General features: G+C 45.2%; 9 protein-coding genes. All 9 read right to left on the bottom strand.

All coding sequences use genetic code 11. The features are described from left to right. Positions 1-39: 39 nt before the first annotated feature. The gene (locus AWH61_RS06935) at positions 40-4,371 is read right to left on the bottom strand and encodes an alpha-1,6-glucosidase domain-containing protein (RefSeq protein ID WP_075176670.1); all 4,332 of its coding nucleotides are present in this window, start codon (positions 4,369-4,371) and stop codon (positions 40-42) included. 83 nt (positions 4,372-4,454) lie between these two features. Continuing rightward, positions 4,455-7,505 (bottom strand): TonB-dependent receptor, encoded by a 3,051-nt coding sequence (locus tag AWH61_RS06930; protein ID WP_039227776.1) that lies wholly within the window; start codon positions 7,503-7,505, stop codon positions 4,455-4,457. A gap of 290 nt (positions 7,506-7,795) precedes the next feature. After that, positions 7,796-9,316, bottom strand: a complete 1,521-nt coding sequence (locus tag AWH61_RS06925; protein ID WP_075176571.1) for a tryptophan halogenase family protein — start codon at positions 9,314-9,316, stop codon at positions 7,796-7,798. 130 nt (positions 9,317-9,446) lie between these two features. Further along, positions 9,447-12,263, bottom strand: coding sequence for a TonB-dependent receptor (locus AWH61_RS06920; protein WP_075176570.1), 2,817 nt, complete (start codon positions 12,261-12,263; stop codon positions 9,447-9,449). A gap of 328 nt (positions 12,264-12,591) precedes the next feature. Continuing rightward, the gene (gene sucD / locus AWH61_RS06915) at positions 12,592-13,464 is read right to left on the bottom strand and encodes a succinate--CoA ligase subunit alpha (protein ID WP_012518366.1); all 873 of its coding nucleotides are present in this window, start codon (positions 13,462-13,464) and stop codon (positions 12,592-12,594) included. Continuing rightward, on the bottom strand, positions 13,464-14,630 hold the full coding sequence (gene sucC, locus AWH61_RS06910; RefSeq protein ID WP_014949450.1) for an ADP-forming succinate--CoA ligase subunit beta: 1,167 nt from the start codon (positions 14,628-14,630) through the stop codon (positions 13,464-13,466). Before sucC ends, sucD begins: the two co-directional genes overlap by 1 nt. Before the next feature lie 152 nt (positions 14,631-14,782). Beyond that, the gene (gene odhB / locus AWH61_RS06905; RefSeq protein ID WP_075176569.1) at positions 14,783-16,294 is read right to left on the bottom strand and encodes a 2-oxoglutarate dehydrogenase complex dihydrolipoyllysine-residue succinyltransferase; all 1,512 of its coding nucleotides are present in this window, start codon (positions 16,292-16,294) and stop codon (positions 14,783-14,785) included. Between the two features lie 9 nt (positions 16,295-16,303). Continuing rightward, on the bottom strand, positions 16,304-19,123 hold the full coding sequence (gene sucA / locus AWH61_RS06900) for a 2-oxoglutarate dehydrogenase E1 component (protein WP_075176568.1): 2,820 nt from the start codon (positions 19,121-19,123) through the stop codon (positions 16,304-16,306). A 176-nt stretch (positions 19,124-19,299) separates the two neighbouring features. Next, positions 19,300-20,010 carry a succinate dehydrogenase iron-sulfur subunit gene (locus tag AWH61_RS06895; protein WP_012518362.1) on the bottom strand — a complete coding sequence of 237 codons (711 nt, stop codon included), beginning with the start codon at positions 20,008-20,010 and terminating at the stop codon, positions 19,300-19,302. Positions 20,011-20,014: the final 4 nt, after the last annotated feature.

The following is a 20,014-nucleotide window of genomic DNA, read 5'->3' as shown; positions in this document are numbered from 1 at the left end:
GGTTAATTAGAAATTTACCAAATTAGCGTTTATTCGGTCTTACTTTTTCGTAACCGTTAACGTAGGTGCATTTCCATCAGGGCCATATACCTTAAACTCGTATAGACCAGACTCAGCAACTTCAATCATTAGATTATTGTTACTTGCGCCAAGTGTTTTCGGCTCGCTAGGCGTTACTACGTTGCTTGCTGCATCGTTCGGGTTGCCAAGGTTTACTGTCGACCAGTCTTCAGAAGCGACTTTGAATTCAATACTACCTGCGCTCAATTCAATGTCTGCGGTATAAACACCTTCTCCTTGATATTCAAACATATCGACAGCTCCCCAGCCATTCATACCACCACGGATATAAACTTGAGTGTCGCCCCAAAACGCTTCTTTAAATACACCAATGGTTGGCGCATTTAAATCAGTGACGTTGAATACGAACACATAGCGGTCGGCGGTTTCAATGTTCAAAATAAGATTGTCGTTGGTAGCGGCGAGCCCCAAAGTCTGGCCAGGCGCAAGGTTGCGATCTGAATCATCGGCTGATATCGCACCGAAGTTCACGGTACTCCAATCTTCTGAAGCAACCTTAAACTCGTAAGTTCCTGGTTCAACATCACGAGAGAAAGTGTAAATACGTCCGCCTTGGTACGCAAACTCCTCAGCCGTACCCCAATCGTTCATTGCACCACGAAGATACACTGGTGTGCCAACATAGGGCTCTTCGTTTTCAACCATAAGGATTGGTGCTTCGCTATCAGTCGCATCAATAGTAAACAGGTAGGTCGCGCTCGTCGCTGGTGTAAATGAAAGGTTGGTATTAGTACGTGCAAGAACCTTTTCTTCGCCCGCTATTACTGTACCTTCTTCACCATCCGCTGCACCAAAGTTCACTGTACTCCAATCTTCAGATGCGAATTTGAATCCATATGTAACGCCACCTTCAAGTGTAGCTGTTACGGTGTACTTACCGTCACCCTGATAGGTAAATGCATCATCCGTTGACCAACCATTCATATCTCCACGCAGGTAAGCGATGGTGTCGCCGTAAGGAACAACATCAGGCGCACCAGACGTGGCATACGCTGATAGACCATAACCTTGAGCTCCAGACTGTGGTTTTACGAACACAGCAATAGTTAATGCAGGAACGGTAAAGGTTCCATTACCATCTTCACCTTCTACAAATGTGGCGCCGCGTACCACAGCATCGACAGAATTCATTTGTGTGGCGTGAAGCGAAAAACCTGTTGCTGTGTTTACCGTGATAGACTTCTCTTCATACCCTGTATTCACTAGCACCATAACCGCATCATTCATCATGTCTAAATCTTGACGAGGTACTTCGCTGTTTTCAGATATGCCGTCATCAATACTCATCGCTATAAGACCACGCTGCTGGCGTTCGCCAATATTATGGAAACCTATACGGTCGATGATGTCTTCAGCGGTGGTTAATCTAAACAGCGGACTTGTCATTCGAATATTAAGCAATTCTGCAAACACATCAGAGGCAAACATTATATCTGCCATTGAGGCCGCGCGATTTGGATTGTAAATGAATTCACCCATTTCTTCCCAACGGGCTTCATTGTCTTGTGCTAATGGTAAACCTACGTTCCAGTTGTTAGTTTCGTAGGTGAAATCGACATAGTTAAACCAGTCGCCCGCATCATAGGTGTTTCTATCCATTGATTTTGAGCGAAGCATGTCGCCGCCCATTTGTAAAAATGGAATACCTTGAGACACAAGATTAATACCCATTGCTACATTTTGGGCACGAACCCGCTGTTCTAGAGTAATATCTTGTGGAAGCGTGTAGTTTAACTGATCCCACAGTGTTTCATTATCGTGCTTCGACACGTAGTTAATGATATCCGCAGGATCTTCTGCATAGCCGCCTAAGTTACTGGTAGCGCCTGCACTTCCTGAAGACGTCTCCAAAACATAGTCTTTTAACGTTCCGATCATGCCCATTTTTACGCGGTCTTGCGCGCTTAATAGCCCTTCATCTTCCGGCCTAAAGATAGCGCCTTGACGAATAGCTTCGCGAATACGGTCGTTATAGGTACCAATCTCGGTACCAGCCATATTGAGCTGGCTCGCTTGCTCGTAACCGCGGTCTATTTTAGTCCAGCCTTCACCGTAGAAATAGTTGTCAGCATCGATAGCTTGGACTGCATCACGCAAGCGTACCATAGTGTCTTTTGTAGCTTGGCTCATGATGTCGAAACGGAATGAATCATACTTATAATGCTCAGTCCACATTAGCAGCGAGTCTTCCATGAACTTTTCCATCATGACATTGCGAGGCTCTGTGTCATCACAGCACGTTTCACGAACAATCGCACCAGTATCCACTTCATAACGGTGATAGTAACCCGGTACCGCTTTGTCTAATACTGACTTACTGAAAACACCAGACGCATTGGTATGGTTATAGACTACATCAAGTGCAACACGTAGCCCCATCTCGTGAAGTGCTTGGATCATGGCTCGCATTTCTACAATGCGTTCTACACCCTCTGCACTCGACGCATAGCTGCCTTCCGGCGCGTTAAAGTGATGAGGATCATAACCCCAGTTAAATGTATCTAGATTGCGTAAATCATTAGTAAGCTGCTGAGCTTTACCCGCTTGAGATAAAGGATCGTAACCGTTGTAAACGTCAATTAGCAATGCATCAGCGCTTTCTTCTTCACATACCGCAGCACTGCTATTTAAGCGACACAGTTTGCCTACCGTATCGTATAAATCTACCGTTTTTGTTGGATCCTCATCGATGGTTGCAATGTCATTTGCTGGAAGTATATGGAAGTAAGTAAGCCCTGCTTCAACAAGCTTTTTAAGGTGCTCAACCGGTGCTGTGCCCTCTTCAGTAAAGGCAAGGTATTTACCTCTATTTTCCTCAGACGTAGACATATCACGTACGCTAAAGTCACGAACGTGTCCTTCGTAAATGACTGCATCTTCATAATTTTCAACCGTCGGAATAGTATGAGTATCCCAGCCTTGTGGTTTTAAATCATCATCAGCTAGATTTACGAAGCGAGAGAAACGGCCGTTTGTACTTAGTGACACAGAATATGGGTCTGTAACAAGCAGCGTTTCTACACTCCCCGTAATAGGGTGATAGACGGTAACTTCATAACGGTAAAGCTGACGGTCAAGGGACATATCGCCTTCATGACGCCAGACACCAGACGTATCATCACGAACCATATCAATACGCTGGCTTAATGTCTTGTTGTCGTTATAAATCAGAAGATCAACATTTGAAGCAGTAGGCGCCCACAATGCGGCAGTAATACCTGTATCAGAGTAGATACCACCAAGTTGAGCTTCGTCGGCATCGTCTTCACCGAGCGTATATAGTGCGTCTATTCCGTTAGCCAGTTGGATCCCGGTCGCAACAACAAGCGCACCGTCAGCATCGTAACCCCCTACTACGGCTTGTGTCGTCAACACGGTTTTAGCATCTTCGACCGACCAGTCGCCTTCCCAAGCCTGCATAGCAGATAAGTGCGGCGCACGGGCAGATTGCTCTTCGGTAAGTGTTGTACTCATTAACGTTACTTGCGTACCGTTAATACCCTCTTCCAGCGTGCTCTCTAAGTCAGCCTGTGCTGAATAGTGAAGTTTCACCTCTGAAACGGTTTCAGGTACGTCCCATAAAATAGTGTTGGCATCTAACCAATGCGCGCCAAAACCCTCGATATCAACAGGCTGTGGACCAAGAGACATGATAGGGAACTCAAATATGGTTGCCTCGCCAGAAAGGGTAAAATTCATGCGTACAAATGTTTCATCATCTTGTACTAAAGAACCCTGGAAGTCTCCGCCCCCCATTTCTTTTCCGGCATCGTCAGTGCCTTTGTGGATGATGAAATTGTGGCAGCTTCCATACCCGTCTTTAAGGTCTAGAATCCAATACGCACCATAGTTTGGATCGATACCGCTATGAATGCGACCGTTGGCCCAATCCGTGTCCGCGTCAGCATAAGCATCACACTCGTCATTGTTCCAAGTATGTAGTCTCCAGCCTTCATAAGCTGCATCGTTACTTGAGTTATCAGCGTCAACAGCAGCCCGATTATAATAAAGTACAGCTTGATTAGATGAAGGGGTAAATACAGGTGCAGGTAAACTTGGATCAGCACCGGCTTCACATGCATCGTTCGCTTCATTAGGTACGAGTGGTGCATCGCATTGAATAGGTGGTGGCGGTTCACAAGCCGTACCTGATGAATTAGGTACATTTGGCACCTCACAGGTAAGCAGATCGTTGGTGCCCGACTCTACGCCCGAGCCACCGCAACCTGCAAGTGTATATGCGCCTACTACGAGTAACGCAGCGCGCACTACTCTTTTTTTAGTAAACATAGAATTCTCCTGAATATTTTCGCTACTTTTGGCAACCGAATATTCCGTCGTGTTGCTAAATAAATTACCTAAGATGCTGTTTTTCATAGTTGATATGTCATCCCTAGGTAATATTGCGTACCAAAGTATTGGATAGTGCCGGTTTGCTCTTCTGATGAGAAATAGCTCTTCGTTGGCTCGTCTGTTAGGTTATTAACTTGAAATAGTACGCTCCAATTGTCGTTAATCTCGTACGACGCTTGGTAATCAATAACCAATTCTTCATCAAAGTTAACCACCTGGTCGTTTACCGCTACTTGCTGCGAAACAAATGCGTCGCGATATCGGCTGGACAAGCGAGTTTCAAAACCTTCGTATTCCCAAAACACGGTTAGCGTAGCAACGTTTTCAGAAAGACCTGGTAAGTTAGCTGCATACACGTCATCACCTAGCGTGCGTTGAATTTCACTTTCGGTGTAAGAGTAACTTGCGCTAACGCCTAAGCCTGACCACATGCCAGGCAGCATGCTATAAATTTGCGTATAGGCGATTTCTAAACCGCGAATATAGCCACCTTCTGCATTATTTACGGCTGTGCTGTAGCTTCCATTTTCAGTAGGGACGGTAATAAAGATAGGGTCGCCATTTTCATCAAGCGCTAGTTCGGCTTCCTGTCCTGCAAACTCTGGCGTCAAGTAAACCGGCACACTTACGTTATCAGGAATTACAATGCCGTTTGCTTCAAAATCATAAGGCTCTATTTCAATGTCTTCTACGAACGATTCAATGTCTTTATAAAAGCCAGCGACAACTAATGCCCCTTCCGTATCTGAGAAATAATACTCCCACGAAACGTCGTATTGAGTTGCATAGAATGGCTCTAAATAAGGGCTGTTACGGGCGCTACCACTAACCCTTGCCGTAGGGTTGGAAAGCGTAATTTCACCCGAGTCTCTGTCTTGGAAAGCGGTAACCGTTTCAATAGTGGTTGACGCATTTGCGGCAAAACGGTTTATTGGCGCTCTGCCCATCACTTTTGCAGCAGCTACACGAAGTTGCGTGTCATCTGTAAGTTTAAAGTTCAGGTTAATTGAAGGCAAAACGTCAGAATATTCGTGACTTATCAACGCTGGGCGATAAAAGTTATTAATTAACCCTACGTCGTCGGTAATGTTTTGTGCACCAGCCGTAGGGTCACTAACTTCAACCGATGTTCCGGTCTCTAGGTCTTCAATTAACTGAGTAGCACGCTGTAGCGTCGTTGAACTTTGTTTACTTTTAACGTAACGAACACCAACATTACCTGTAACAGGGATACTGCCAATTTCTGTATTAATGTTTGCCATCAAGTAGGCAGAATTCACAGTTTCAAATACATCGCCACTTTCTTGTAGCGTCCACGCAGTAGCAGGCCCGGTACCTGGACCATTGATAACGCCGGCAGCGCCTGGTCCCCATGTTTGAACAGGCTGTGGCCTACCGCTTGGAAACCAAGCATTGAGTGCACTGTCTAGATCAACGGAAAGATAACTTGGAAAATAACCAAAATCACCGCTCCAATTAACCTCTTCGACCATATCAGAAGTTAACTGAAGTGGCGGTTCGCTTACAGAGAATGCACTATCGTTGCCGTATTCAAACACAGAGCGGTCATTGTTATATTCCCGGTCTGAGTAACGATAGCCAAATTCAAAGCCAGAAATGATTGGCACATCGACATAATATTGGAAGTCTACGCGATAGGCGTCTAACTCATCTTTGTTTTCATACGGATAAATACCGTATTTACTTACCATTACACGGTCTAGGTCTGTAAAAGCATCACTTTGATTAAAACCGATATCAGGTAAGTTTAAACCGTTGAGTAAATAAGAAATTTGGACGTTTTCGTCGAACACGGGGTTTGCCGCTGTCGCATCTTCGCCAACGAGCGACCAAAGTAAACCGTTTCTGAAGTCGCTTTCAGCACTTGAACGGGAGACGTCAAACTGAACCGCTAAATCTGGCGATATCTCCCAGCTAGCATTCACGCCTAAGTTGGTAACACTGTCGAAATCTTGGTTGTCGTCGTTTACCAACTCAACACGGGTAAAGCTGTTGTCTGTACGAGAAAATGTGCCGCCAATTACGCTATTATTTACTACTACAGGATTAGTTATACCAGCGTTTATTCCACCTAGCTTAACGCGAAATCCACGTGCAAAGGCTTCGGAGTCAAATTTCGAGATAAAAGCATCAGCTTTAAGTGTAAAGGTATCGATAGGTGCCCATTCAAACGCGGCAACGTAACCATCGCGAGTCTCTTCCCCGCCCTTGTGCTGCATTTCAAAGCCTTCTGAAATGAGTTCACAATTGGGGCAATCTGCTGGCCCGTCTATATCACCTTCAAGTCCGTCTACATCAACTTGACCGTTATAAGCTAAACCAATGAATTGCGTAGAAACGCTCGGTTGGAATAAACGAGCATAACCTAGTGATACACCTAGCGTATCGTCAAGGAATTTACCTTGATATGAAAAACTCAGTCTATGTCCATACTCTGTAGCATCACTCACCTCTGACGCTCTATCGTTGTACATGCCACGCATGTTGGCGCTGAATTTATGCTGCTCTTCAATGGCAAGTGGAGATGCAGTTTTAAGTTCTACCGTACCCGCTATACCCCCCTCAATAAGCGATGCCTTGGGTGATTTATAAACCGCTGCCTCACTAATAAGCTCTGAAGGATACTGATCAAACTCAATTGCCCGACTTCCGCTGGTCGATACCTGCTCTCTACCGTTTAATGTAGAAAACACAAAGTCACCGGATAGACCACGAATATTTATTTGCGCGGCTTGCCCCCCGGTTCTTACTGCAGAGATACCTGGCAAGCGGGTCAATGCATCCGCCATCGACACATCGGGAAGTCCGCCCAAATCGTCTGCAGATATTTGTTCAGAAACCGTATCAGAGAAGCGTTTCTGGTTTAGTGATTGGATCAAGCTGGTACTAAAACCACGTACTTCAATACGCTCTAAGGTATCTTCTTGTGGTCGTTCAACTTCGTCTATTGAGGTGTCTGGAGACTCTTGGGCATAAAGAGGAGCTGCGCTAAACGCGACCCCACTACTTATCAAGGCCGCCATGATAGTGCTGGGTTTGAATGTTTTCATTGGTGTCCCATTCCTTGTTTATTATCGACACTTTTAGGACTACCACACCCAAAAATGCCTCTTATGGTTCAACACCAAATACTACTGTTTTGTATAAAAAGGGAGCAATGCTATGCATACGTATTCATTTACATCGGCGCAACATATTTTTAATTCTCCAATAAAAAAACAGCAAAATTGTAACATTTCATCCTTAAAAACGAATAAAGCAGCCATGTGGCTGCTTTATCCTTTACCAGTTTAGTTAGCTAATGCGTTCGTTCGCAGCACTTCTAACCATATGAAATTATTCAACTCATTGCGCGTTTATACTTTGCAACCATCCCATTTATATACTCGTCATGTGTCGGCAACTTAGCAATGGGCTCTTTTTTGATTTCCAACAGTCTTGTTAACATTTGATTTAACTGAACTTCAGGCACACTGTTTACCAAACCGTGATAATCCTTAGGAGTAATCCCCTGACCGTACAAGACCTGTAGCCATGAGCTTTCAAGGAATAGGTCATTTTGTTCTCGTAGCAGATTTCCGCTTTCTTTAAACAACGCAATTTTATGTGCTAAGGAATCGGGCAAAGTAATATTTCGCATATCATTGAAAAAGGCGCTATCGGTTCGCCCATTTACGGTGTAATGCAAAACAAGAAAATCTCTGATTTGTTCAAACTCTAATTCAGACTGCTTGTTATATTCCTTTTCCAAGCTCGGTGCAAAGCCGTTGTGGGGAAACAACTGAATTAAGCGAACAATTGCAGATTGTATGAGGTGAATACTGGTAGATTCAAGTGGCTCTAAGAATCCACTTGATAGACCTACTGCTACTACGTTTTTGTACCACTGCTTACGTCGTCTGCCCGTCGTAAACTTTATCAGTTTAGGGTCGCCTAATGGTTTGGTATCTAAGTTTGACAACAAGGTGTCACAGGCCTGATCATCACTGATATAGCGTGAACTATATACGTGGCCATTACCATTTCTGTGTTGCAGTGGGATCCTCCATTGCCAACCCGCATCGTGGGCAATAGAGCGCGTGTAAGGCGCGGTTTTTTCATGTCGCTCAGACGGTACTGCAATGGCACTATCACAAGGAAGTAAGTGAGACCAATCGTCGTAACCAGCGCCCAGCGCTTCCTCTATCAATAGCCCCTTAAAGCCCGTGCAATCAACAAATAAGTCCCCTTCAACCACGTCCCCACTTTCTAAGTGAAGTGCTTGAATAAAACCGCTGTCGGTAAAACGTTGAACACGTGAAATTTTACCTTCTTTGCGTACAACCCCCATATTTTCACTCAGCTTTCGTAAATACTGAGCGTATAAACTGGCGTCAAAATGATAGGCGAAAGGTAGCTCAACGACTGGGTCTTTGGCATTTATCTGCGCAAATCGTCCCGCTTCAGCGGCATGGTAATTTAGGTCAAAATCCCACAGGTCGTCTTTTAGGCCTTGCTGGCGCGCCTTTACCCAATAGTGATGAAAATGACAAAACGCCATGCTTTTGCCCGGCGCACCAAAGGTGTGATAGTAGCTTTCACCCTTCGTTTTCCAATTTTCGAACCGTATAGCAAGTTTTATCGTTGCTTTAGTATCATGAAGAAACTGTGCTTCGTCGATACCTAACACTTGGTTTACTAGGCGTATTGGGGGGATGGTAGCTTCACCAACACCGACCGTACCAATCGCTTCAGATTCAACCAGAGTAATATCAACTGCTTTACCCAACACCTTTTTCATTAATGATGCAGCTAACCAACCTGCCGTTCCACCGCCGGCAATCACTACATGCTTTATCGGTTTATTATGAGGATCTTGCATAAACTTCTCGCAATTCGTACCAAAAATTTTGAAGGGTTCCTTTCATACAAAAAGAAAAGCCACCATTTGCTCTCTCTTTTAGCACAAGCTAAAACAAAAAGCAGCAGGTGGCTTTACACACACGAAGAAATTAGAACTTGTAGTTAAATCCTAGCAAGTAGTTCGTTCCATAAGTTTGGAACTGCGTGATTTGACGGCCGTCAGCCGCTGACGCTTGAATATCATCTTCATCGGTCAGGTTCTGTGCTTGTAAAGTAACACGTAGGCCTTCTAGATATTCGATACCAGACTCGCTAAAGTCATAGCCAATTTGCGCATCAACGAGCGTACCGCCTTGCTTCGTTGCATCAACTAACGCCAAACTAACACCACGTTCTTCAGTTAGGTACTGATCGCGTTTTGTTGCCGCAAGACGGAATTCGAAACCAGCATTCTCATAGAAGAAAGTCATACTGTAAGACTCTTCAGATAGTCCAGGAATACGTGTTTCTGTTTGACCCGGAGCCGCGTCAACTTCACCATCCATAAAGGTTGCACTTGCGAACAAACCGAAGCCTTCAAGTGACTCATGGATCATGTCAAATGGAAGTGAACCTTGTAATTCGTAACCGCGAACAAAGCCTTCGAACCCATCTAATACACTGCTTACTTGACCTGTGAACAATACAGGAGTTTGACCTTCAGAGCCCTGATGTAGCTCAGGAATATAAAACTCTGTGAAATCAGCCACAATAGACGTGCTGCGGTGCCAGTTTTTAATGTCTTTATAGAAGAACGACACAGCTACATAACCTGTATCTGCAAAGTAGTTCTCATAAGCTAGGTCAAACTGGTTTGCTTCAAGCGGACGCAATTCAGGGTTACCAGCACTACCACCCCATGGACCATTTTCAATGTCAGGGCTAGTGATTTGGTTATCGTTGAACGAGAACGTAACCTGAGTATTTGGACGCATGTCATCCATACGCGGACGAGAAATAACTTTGCTCAAGCCCAAGCGCACAAACTGACCCTCAGCTACTTCTGCTGAAAGGTTAAGTGTTGGAAGAACATCTGTGTAGTCTGCGCCACCGGTTACAGGGCTAGCAATGGTGTAACCTTCCCGGTCAGACGTTGCAGAGAAACCTGTTGATTCTTGATCTGCACTTACTACTTGAAGGCCAACGTTACCGCGCACCCAAATATCGCCAACTTCCATTTCCAAATCTAGTTTGGTGTAAAGGGTAAGTAGCTCTTCATCAACGGTGTAAGTATCACCTAAGCGATCGTTTTGAACGCGGCTTGCATCGCTTTCAATGTAATAACCACTTTCGAAAAGACCTAGCGAGTCGTACGCTAACACGCCGTCAATTCCAATAAAGTTAAGGTTCGTTACGCCTAGCACTTCAGGAATAGGAGCATTTCCAGGATATGAAGGCGCTGTTAGGTAAGCACCGTTATTGTCTTTAGATTTAGAGCGGTCAGAATATACAACACCAGCAGATAGGCCAGTTACCACACCCCAATCTACATAGCCTTTAACGTCGAAACGAAGGGTATCAAGCTCTTCTTCGAAAAGCGGCTGGTTTACGAAACCATCCTGTGCATCAGACTCAAGTAACGGACGTGCGCCCCATGCCTGCGGACCTGCAAGACTAATAAGTGTTGGGTCGGTTAAGTCAACCGGTGCAATAGTTGGGTGGTCAGAGAACATTACACCAGAAGATGTCATTTCCCAGCTACGTGCAGTAATTGGACGGCCTTCAGTACCAGCGCGACCTACACCTGAGTAGCTTTCTACATCGATAATTTCTTTTTCAACTTTACCGGTGGAGTAATCTAGTTCTAGTGTCCAAGAGTCGTTGATTTGGTATTCAGCATTAATGCCTACTGTGGTTAGGTCTGCTTCTTGACGACGCGCATCGTTACGAACAACGCTATAGAAACCATCAGAGTAACCGCTGGTTACCAGTCCGTTTTCAACACCAGTGATAGTGTAAGCGCTTGTACCCCACTCTGCACCGCCTTCTTCAAGACCACGACGTACGTCGTCTTCAACGAAATCGATATAAAGTGCATCAAGTTGGATATTGAGCTTGTCGGTAGGCGCCCATTCAACAACAGCGGCAATTGAGTCTCGTTCTAGCATTGCTGAACGCTGGAATGAATCGTGACCACCAAGAACTACTGTACCTTCAGGAACTTCTACAGGGTCTAGGTCACGGCGCTCATTATCAAAGTTCACACCCGCATAACCCCAACCGCGGAAGTGTTGCTCCTGGCGCGGAGACTCCATGCTCGCAACAGTTAACGCTAAACCAATCGTATCGTCGGCAAATTGATCGACAAAGTTTACAGAAATGCGGTGACCGTCGTTGTCAAAATCTGGGTTTGGAGAGTCTTCAGCATTCTTTTCGAACGTGCCGTTTACGGTAAACGTGCTTTCTGCCGTCAGAGGCTTAACCGTTTGAAGGTCAATTGAACCACCGATATTTTGGGTAGTCATGCCCGCTTCTGGTGTTTTGTATACCAGAATGTTTGAAATGATTTCCGTTGGATAAAGGTCAAACTCAACCCCACGGTTATCACCCATACCTAGAAGTTCACGACCGTTCAGTGACGTACCAACGTAGTTCTCGTTAAAACCACGAACAGAGATACCACTTGTACGACCGTTACGACGTTCACCAGTTACACCAGGAAGACGTGCGATTGATTCTGCAATACTGGTATCTGGTAGCTTACCAATATCTTCTGCTGATAACGCTTCAACAATTGAAGTGTTATCCATTTTGATTGCTTGAGCACGCTGTAAGCTGCCGCGAATACCGCTAACTTGAATTACTTCAAGATTTGCTTCATCAACAGCATCAGTGTTTGCATCTTGTGCAAATGCTGGTGCACTACCAAACGCCATACCGCCTGAAATAAGCGCAGCTTTAATTAGGTTGGGTTTAAATTGTTTCATAAAACGGGTGTCCCATACGGTTATAGTTGTTGTCTTTTTGTTGTTCTTATGACAATTAAATGACAATACATCTCGTCGGCATAATGCTATAGAGGACCTAGGGTTTGCACAATTGCCTGCATACGTATTCAATAAAATTTGTGCAACACGCCGTTAACAAAGGATATGCAGGCCTTTATGTAATTTAACAACACAATATGGATTATACGGGGCTTTTACGGCAGATAGTTGTAACTTTGTTACATGCATTTCTGCAGAGTTGTTAATAAGCGCGCACAAAAAAGCCCGCTTAAAGCGGGCTTTTATCACAAAATTGTTAAGCGTTAGCTTACCAACCTGTAGTCTCGCGAAGCGCCTTGCCGATTTCAGCAAGTGAACGTACAGTTTTAACGCCAGCGTCTTCTAGTGCTTTGAATTTCTCATCAGCAGTACCTTTACCGCCTGCGATGATTGCACCAGCGTGACCCATACGCTTACCTGGAGGAGCAGTAACACCAGCAATGTAAGAAACAACAGGCTTGGTTACATTAGCTTTAATGAACGCTGCTGCTTCTTCTTCAGCTGTACCACCGATCTCACCGATCATTACGATAGCTTCAGTTTGTGGATCGTCTTGGAACATCTGAAGGATGTCGATGAAGTTTGAACCAGGAATTGGGTCGCCACCGATACCAACACAAGTAGACTGGCCAAAACCTTCGTCAGTGGTTTGCTTAACCGCTTCGTACGTAAGTGTACCAGAGCGAGAAACAATACCTACTTTACCAGGCTTGTGGATGTGACCAGGCATGATACCAATTTTACACTCTCCAGGAGTGATTACACCTGGGCAGTTTGGACCGATCATGCGAACGCCTTTCGCTTCTACGTATTCTTTAACGTAAAGCATATCTAGCGTTGGGATACCTTCAGTGATACATACGATTAGCTCGATACCCGCATCTGCAGCTTCAACAATTGAATCTTTACAGAAAGGTGCTGGTACATAGATAACTGTTGCAGTTGCGCCAGTTGCTTCTACCGCTTCACGTACAGTATTGAATACTGGAAGACCTAGGTGCTCAGTACCGCCTTTACCTGGTGTTACACCACCAACCATTTGCGTACCGTAAGCAATTGCTTGCTCAGAGTGGAAAGTACCCTGACCGCCAGTGAAACCCTGACAAATTACTTTAGTATCTTTATTAATTAATACAGACATTATTTGCCCTCCGCTGCAGCAACAACTTTCTGCGCTGCATCAGTTAGCGATTCAGCAGCAATGATATCTAGACCAGAGTTCGCTAGAACTTCACGGCCAAGCTCTGCATTGGTACCTTCAAGACGTACAACTACAGGTACTTCTACGCCAACTTCTTTAACCGCACCAATGATACCTTCTGCAATCATGTCACAGCGAACGATACCACCGAAGATGTTAACCAATACCGCTTTAACATTGTCATCAGAAAGGATGATTTTGAATGCTTCAGCTACACGCTCTTTAGTTGCGCCGCCACCAACGTCTAGGAAGTTAGCTGGCTTGCCACCGTGTAGGTTTACGATGTCCATAGTACCCATTGCTAGGCCTGCACCGTTAACCATACAACCTACATTACCGTCTAGCGCAACGTAGTTTAGTTCCCACTGAGCAGCATGAGCTTCACGCGCATCTTCTTGTGAAGGATCTTGCATATCTTTCAGCTTAGGCTGACGATATAGCGCGTTACCATCGATACCTACTTTCGCGTCTAGGCAGTGTAGGTTACCGTCAGTTTTGATAACTAGCGGGTTGATTTCGATAAGCGCAACGTCAAGCTCTTCAAACATCTTAGCTAGGCCAAGGAAGATTTGAGTGAATTGCTTGATTTGTACGCCAGAAAGACCTAGAGCAAACGCCATTTCGCGCGCTTGATAAGGCTGAGGACCTACAATTGGGTCGATTTCAGCTTTAAGGATTTTCTCTGGAGTTTCTTCTGCAACAGTTTCAATCTCAACGCCACCTTCAGTAGATGCCATGAATACAACGCGACGGGTTGTACGGTCAACTACTGCACCAAGGTAAAGCTCGTTAGCGATATCTGTGCAAGATTCAACTAGGATTTTGCTCACAGGCTGACCGTTTTCGTCAGTCTGGAAAGTCACCAAATTTTTGCCAAGCCAGTTTTCAGCGAAAGCGCGAATGTCGTCTTTGTTTTTAACTAGCTTTACACCGCCAGCTTTACCGCGACCGCCCGCGTGTACCTGACACTTTACTACCCACTCGTTTCCGCCAATTCGGTCAGCGGCTTCTACAGCACCTTGAGCAGTGTCTGCTGCGTATCCTTCAGAAACAGGCAAACCGTATTCTTTGAATAGCTGCTTACCTTGGTATTCATGCAAATTCATGGTGTTTCTATCCGATTTTTAGTAAGACAAAAGCCGCAAATGCGACTTGATTAGTTTGACTGATATTATAGGGCAAATATCAGCGTTGCGTTAGGCGCAAAGCAAGCATACACAAGCTAAACGCCTAACCACAATTCCGTGAGACGAAAGTCTTATACGTCTAGAAGTAGACGTGTTGGATCTTCTAGCATCTCTTTAACGGTTACCAAGAAACCTACTGATTCTTTACCATCGATAATACGGTGGTCATAAGAAAGCGCTAGGTACATCATTGGTAGAATTTCTACTTTGCCATTAACAGCCATTGGACGATCTTGGATTTTATGCATACCCAAAATAGCGCTCTGTGGCGGGTTAATGATTGGTGTAGACATTAGTGAACCAAACACACCACCGTTGGTGATTGTGAAATTACCACCTTGTAGTTCAGCCAATGACAGCTTACCGTCACGGCCTTTAAGTGCTAGTTCCTTAATTCCTTTTTCAACACCTGCCATGCCTAGTGTGTCAGTATCTTTAAGTACTGGTGTTACAAGGCCACGTGGTGTAGAAACAGCAATCGATACATCGAAGTAGTTGTGATAAACAATGTCATCACCGTCGATAGACGCGTTAACTTCAGGGAAACGCTTAAGGGCTTCGGTTACCGCTTTCACGTAGAAAGACATGAAACCAAGGCGAATACCGTGACGCTTCTCAAAGCTGTCTTGGTACTGCTTACGAAGATCCATGATTGGCTTCATGTTTACTTCGTTAAACGTTGTTAGCATTGCTGTAGAGTTCTTCGCTTCAAGAAGACGGTTAGCAATTGTCTTGCGAAGACGCGTCATAGGAACACGCTTCTCGGTACGATTACCCGTTGGTAAGTCAGCTGAAACAGATTCAGACGCAGCAGGCGCTGCCTTCGCTGAGCTGTCGCCGCCTTTAAGGTATTTCTCTACGTCTTCTTTAGTGATACGGCCATTTTTGCCAGTGCCTTTCACTTTAGCTGCGTCAACACCTTTTTCTGCAAGTAAGCGACGAACAGAAGGACTAAGCGCATCGCTGCTCTCGTCACTGTCATCGCTTTCGCTTGACGCTACTGGAGCAGAAGCGCCGCTTGCTGCACCTTCTACAAATTTAGCAATCACTTCTTCAGCTGTTACGGTGGCGCCCTCTTCTGCGATAATTTCAGCAAGAGAACCGTCTGCAGGAGCAACAACTTCTAGTACGACTTTATCAGTTTCGATATCAACCAAATTTTGGTCGCGAGAAACTGCTTCACCTACAGCTACGTGCCACGTTGCGATTGTCGCGTCAGCTACAGATTCAGGAAGTACTGGTACTTTAACATCAGATGTTTTTCCAGAAGCCGCAGGAGCCGCATCTGATTTAGAATCGTCTTTCGATTTGCTTTCTGTTTTAGCTTCTGCTGGTGCAGCAGCACCACCCTTTTCTAATTTAGCAATAACTTGCTCGCCTAAAACAGTTGCACCCTCTTCGTTTAGGATCTCACCAATTGTACCGTCCGCTGGCGCCACAACTTCTAAAACCACTTTATCAGTTTCAATATCAACCAGGTTCTGGTCTCGTTTAACTGCGTCACCGGCCTTTACGTGCCAGGTTGCAATGGTGGCATCGGCAACTGACTCAGGTAGAACCGGAACTTTTATCTCAATTGTCATTACTGTTCCTTATTTAATTGTGAGTGCGTTTTCAACCAGGGCTTTCTGTTGCTGGTTGTGAACGGATACATAACCTACTGCAGGTGACGAGGATGCATCACGGCCTGCATATGTTAATTTTGCACCATCTGGAATTGCTTGCCAGAAATGGTGTTGGCTACAGTACCAAGCGCCTTGGTTTTGAGGCTCTTCTTGACACCAAACCCAATCTTTTACGTGGCTGTATTGTGCCACAACTTTAGCGCATTCTTCTTGTGGGAATGGATAAAGTTGCTCTAAACGGATGATTGCGACGTCTGTTTGCTCGTTTTTACGGCGCTGGTCTAACAAATCGTAGTAAACCTTGCCTGAACACATAACAACACGCTTCACATTCTTCGGATCGATATCATCAATTTCGCCGATTACGTTATGGAATTTACCCTCTGCCAGTTCTTCAAGTGAAGATACCGCAAGAGGATGACGTAATAATGACTTAGGCGACATTACGATAAGTGGCTTACGCATTGGACGAACCACTTGGCGTCTAAGCATGTTGTAAACCTGAGCAGGTGTTGAAGGTACACACACTTGCCAGTTGTGGTCAGCACACATTTGCAAGAATCGCTCAAGACGCGCAGAACTATGTTCTGGGCCTTGGCCTTCATAACCATGTGGAAGTAAAACGGTTAGACCACACAAACGGCCCCACTTCGCTTCACCCGAGCTCAAGAACTGATCAAATACAACCTGAGCGCCGTTAGCGAAGTCACCAAACTGGGCTTCCCAAATAGTCAGACACGTAGGCTCCGCTGTCGCATAACCATACTCAAATGCCATAACCGCTTCTTCTGAAAGCACAGAGTCGTAAATTTCGATCTCGCCCTGTCCTTCACGAATATGTTGTAGGGGCATATAAGTCGATGCGTCTTTTTGATTGTGCAATACCGCGTGACGGTGGAAGAAAGTACCACGGCCTGAATCCTGACCGGTAATACGAATATCTTCACCAGCATCTACGATAGTGGCATAGGCCAAGTTTTCAGCCATACCCCAATCAAGTAACTTTTCACCTGCGACCATTGCTTTACGGTCTTGGTAAAGCTTGTTTACGCGAGACTGAAGCTTGTGCTCTTCAGGAATAGTAGTGATTGACTCACCTAGCTCTTTGAGCTTCTCAACTGAAAGCGAACCATCGTAAGGCGTATCCCAGTCGTGACCAAGATATGGAGACCAGTCAACGCTGTGCTCTGTCATTGGACGCCACTCTTCAACAACGCACGCGCCGTGGTCGAGTGCTTCGCGGTATTCTTCAAGATAGCGGTCTGCGTCACGTTGTTCAATCACACCTTCAGCTATTAACTGGTCAGCATAAAGAACACGTGGAACCGGGTGCTTCTTAATTTTTTGGTACATCAACGGCTGCGTAGCATTTGGCTCATCCGCTTCGTTGTGACCGTGGCGACGGTAACAAACTAAATCAATTACAACGTCTTTCTTAAACTTATTACGGTATTCAAGCGCAAGCTGCGTAACAAAGGCAACCGCTTCTGGATCGTCTGAGTTCACATGGAAAATCGGTGCCTGTACCATCTTCGCGATGTCAGTACAATATTGCGTTGAACGGGTATCTTCAGTCTTCGATGTGGTGAAACCAACTTGGTTATTTACCACAATACGAACCGTACCGCCTACCGCAAAGCCGCGAGTTTGCGACATGTTGAACGTTTCTTGTACTACACCCTGACCAGCAATTGCCGAGTCACCGTGAATAGTGATAGGCAGTACTGTATTCGTGTCATCATTGCGACGCGCAAGACGTGCACGTACAGACCCCATAACTACAGGGTTTACAATCTCAAGGTGAGACGGGTTAAACGCTAGTGCTAAGTGAACATTGCCGCCTGGAGTCGCGAAGTCAGACGAGAAACCTGCGTGGTATTTCACGTCACCCGCGCCTAGTGAGTCGTCGTGCTTACCTGAAAATTCATCAAACAGCACCGATGGGTTTTTACCCAATACGTTAACTAGCACGTTCAAACGACCACGGTGAGCCATGCCGATAACCACTTCTTTGGTACCTGCAGTGCCAGCCTTGGTGATTAAACCTTTCAGCATAGGAATAAGTGCATCGCCGCCTTCTAGAGAGAAGCGCTTTGCCCCTGGGAATTTAGACCCCAAGTACTTTTCCATTCCGTCAGCCGCAGTAAGACCTTTAAGAATTCCTAACTTTTCGTCGCGAGAAATCTCAGGCTTTGCTTGAACAGATTCAATTTTTTGTTGCAACCAGCGTTTCTGTTCAGTATCGGTAATATGCATGTACTCTGCACCGATAGAGCCACAGTATGTGCGGTTTAACGATTTAAACAGTTCACCCAATGGCATTGAATCTTTGCCAATAGCATACGAACCTACATTGAATACTGAATCGAAATCTTGCTCAGAAAGGCTGTGGTGTGAAAGTTCTAAATCGCGTACACGCTCTTGTTTCCATAGACCTAGCGGGTCAAGGTTTGCGTGCTGATGACCGCGGAAGCGGAACGCATTGATTAACTGAAGAACTTTAACTTGCCTGTCGTCTGAAACATTTGCAGAAGGCACAGACGGACTAGACATGCGGGCGGTTGGCCCTAACGCAGCAAGTTGCCTAAATTGATTTTTAATTGTTGTATGATTGGTTTCTAACTCTACGCCATCGACTTTGGGGAGGTTATCGAAGATTTGTCGCCAATTTTCAGAGACACTTTGCGGGTCTTCTAAATAAGTTTCATACAACTCTTCAACATAGGCAGCGTTGGCACCTGCCATGTGCGAGGAATCCCACCACGCTTTCATCACGCTTTCTTGCATTTAATTTGCCTTGCTACGTTTTATAAAATCTAGTTAACAATCAAGATGTATTATAAGGTTATTCTCAGCATAACCAAGTGTTATAACAGCGAATATATAAAAAAATAGCCATCCTTTTGGGATGGCTATTTAGAGCATCACTATCTGTAACTTTAGGAAGTTATCAGAATATAGTACTAAACAGCCCGTTGTAAAAGCATAGACTTAATTTGGCCTATCGCTTTTGTAGGGTTTAAGCCCTTAGGACATACACTTACACAGTTCATGATACCGTGACAGCGGAATACGCTGAACGCATCATCAAGGTCGTTAAGACGCTCTTCAGTTGCCGTATCACGGCTATCGATAAGGAAACGATACGCGTGAAGTAGACCAGCAGGACCGATGAACTTATCAGGGTTCCACCAGAAAGATGGGCATGACGTTGAACAACATGCACATAGAATACACTCGTAAAGACCGTCAAGTTTCGCACGCTCTTCAGGTGACTGTAAGTGTTCGCGCGCTGGCGGCTGCTTACTGTCGTTGATTAAGAACGGCTTAATCTTTTCGTACTGTGTGTAGAACTGCGTCATATCAACAACAAGGTCACGTACAACAGGTAGACCTGGAAGTGGACGAACTACTATTTTACCTTTGCCCAGTGCAGATAAAGGAGTGATACACGCAAGGCCATTTTTGCCGTTCATGTTCACACCGTCTGAACCACACACACCTTCGCGGCAAGAGCGACGGAAAGAAAGCGTCGGATCCTGCTCTTTAAGTGCAAGTAGCGCGTCTAGCACCATCATGTCCTGACCTTCCTCTACTTCTAGAGTGTAGTCTTGCATGCGAGGCTTCGCATCTACTTCTGGGTTGTAACGATAAATCGAAAAAGTTAATTGCATGATC

The organism is Alteromonas sp. W12, assembly GCF_001924945.1.
Lineage (GTDB): Bacteria > Pseudomonadota > Gammaproteobacteria > Enterobacterales > Alteromonadaceae > Alteromonas > Alteromonas macleodii.
Note: the sequence above shows the minus strand (reverse complement) of the source record. Positions and strands in the feature narration are given on the sequence as shown.

What these genes read in the sequence shown, in the direction of transcription:
- AWH61_RS06935 (WP_075176670.1), bottom strand. Translation starts at nt 4,371, where the DNA reads ATGTTTACTAAAAAAAGAGTAGTGCGCGCTGCGTTACTCGTAGTAGGC.
- AWH61_RS06930 (WP_039227776.1), bottom strand. Translation starts at nt 7,505, where the DNA reads ATGAAAACATTCAAACCCAGCACTATCATGGCGGCCTTGATAAGTAGT.
- AWH61_RS06925 (WP_075176571.1), bottom strand. Translation starts at nt 9,316, where the DNA reads ATGCAAGATCCTCATAATAAACCGATAAAGCATGTAGTGATTGCCGGC.
- AWH61_RS06920 (WP_075176570.1), bottom strand. Translation starts at nt 12,263, where the DNA reads ATGAAACAATTTAAACCCAACCTAATTAAAGCTGCGCTTATTTCAGGC.
- sucD (WP_012518366.1), bottom strand. Translation starts at nt 13,464, where the DNA reads ATGTCTGTATTAATTAATAAAGATACTAAAGTAATTTGTCAGGGTTTC.
- sucC (WP_014949450.1), bottom strand. Translation starts at nt 14,630, where the DNA reads ATGAATTTGCATGAATACCAAGGTAAGCAGCTATTCAAAGAATACGGT.
- odhB (WP_075176569.1), bottom strand. Translation starts at nt 16,294, where the DNA reads ATGACAATTGAGATAAAAGTTCCGGTTCTACCTGAGTCAGTTGCCGAT.
- sucA (WP_075176568.1), bottom strand. Translation starts at nt 19,123, where the DNA reads ATGCAAGAAAGCGTGATGAAAGCGTGGTGGGATTCCTCGCACATGGCA.
- AWH61_RS06895 (WP_012518362.1), bottom strand. Translation starts at nt 20,010, where the DNA reads ATGCAATTAACTTTTTCGATTTATCGTTACAACCCAGAAGTAGATGCG.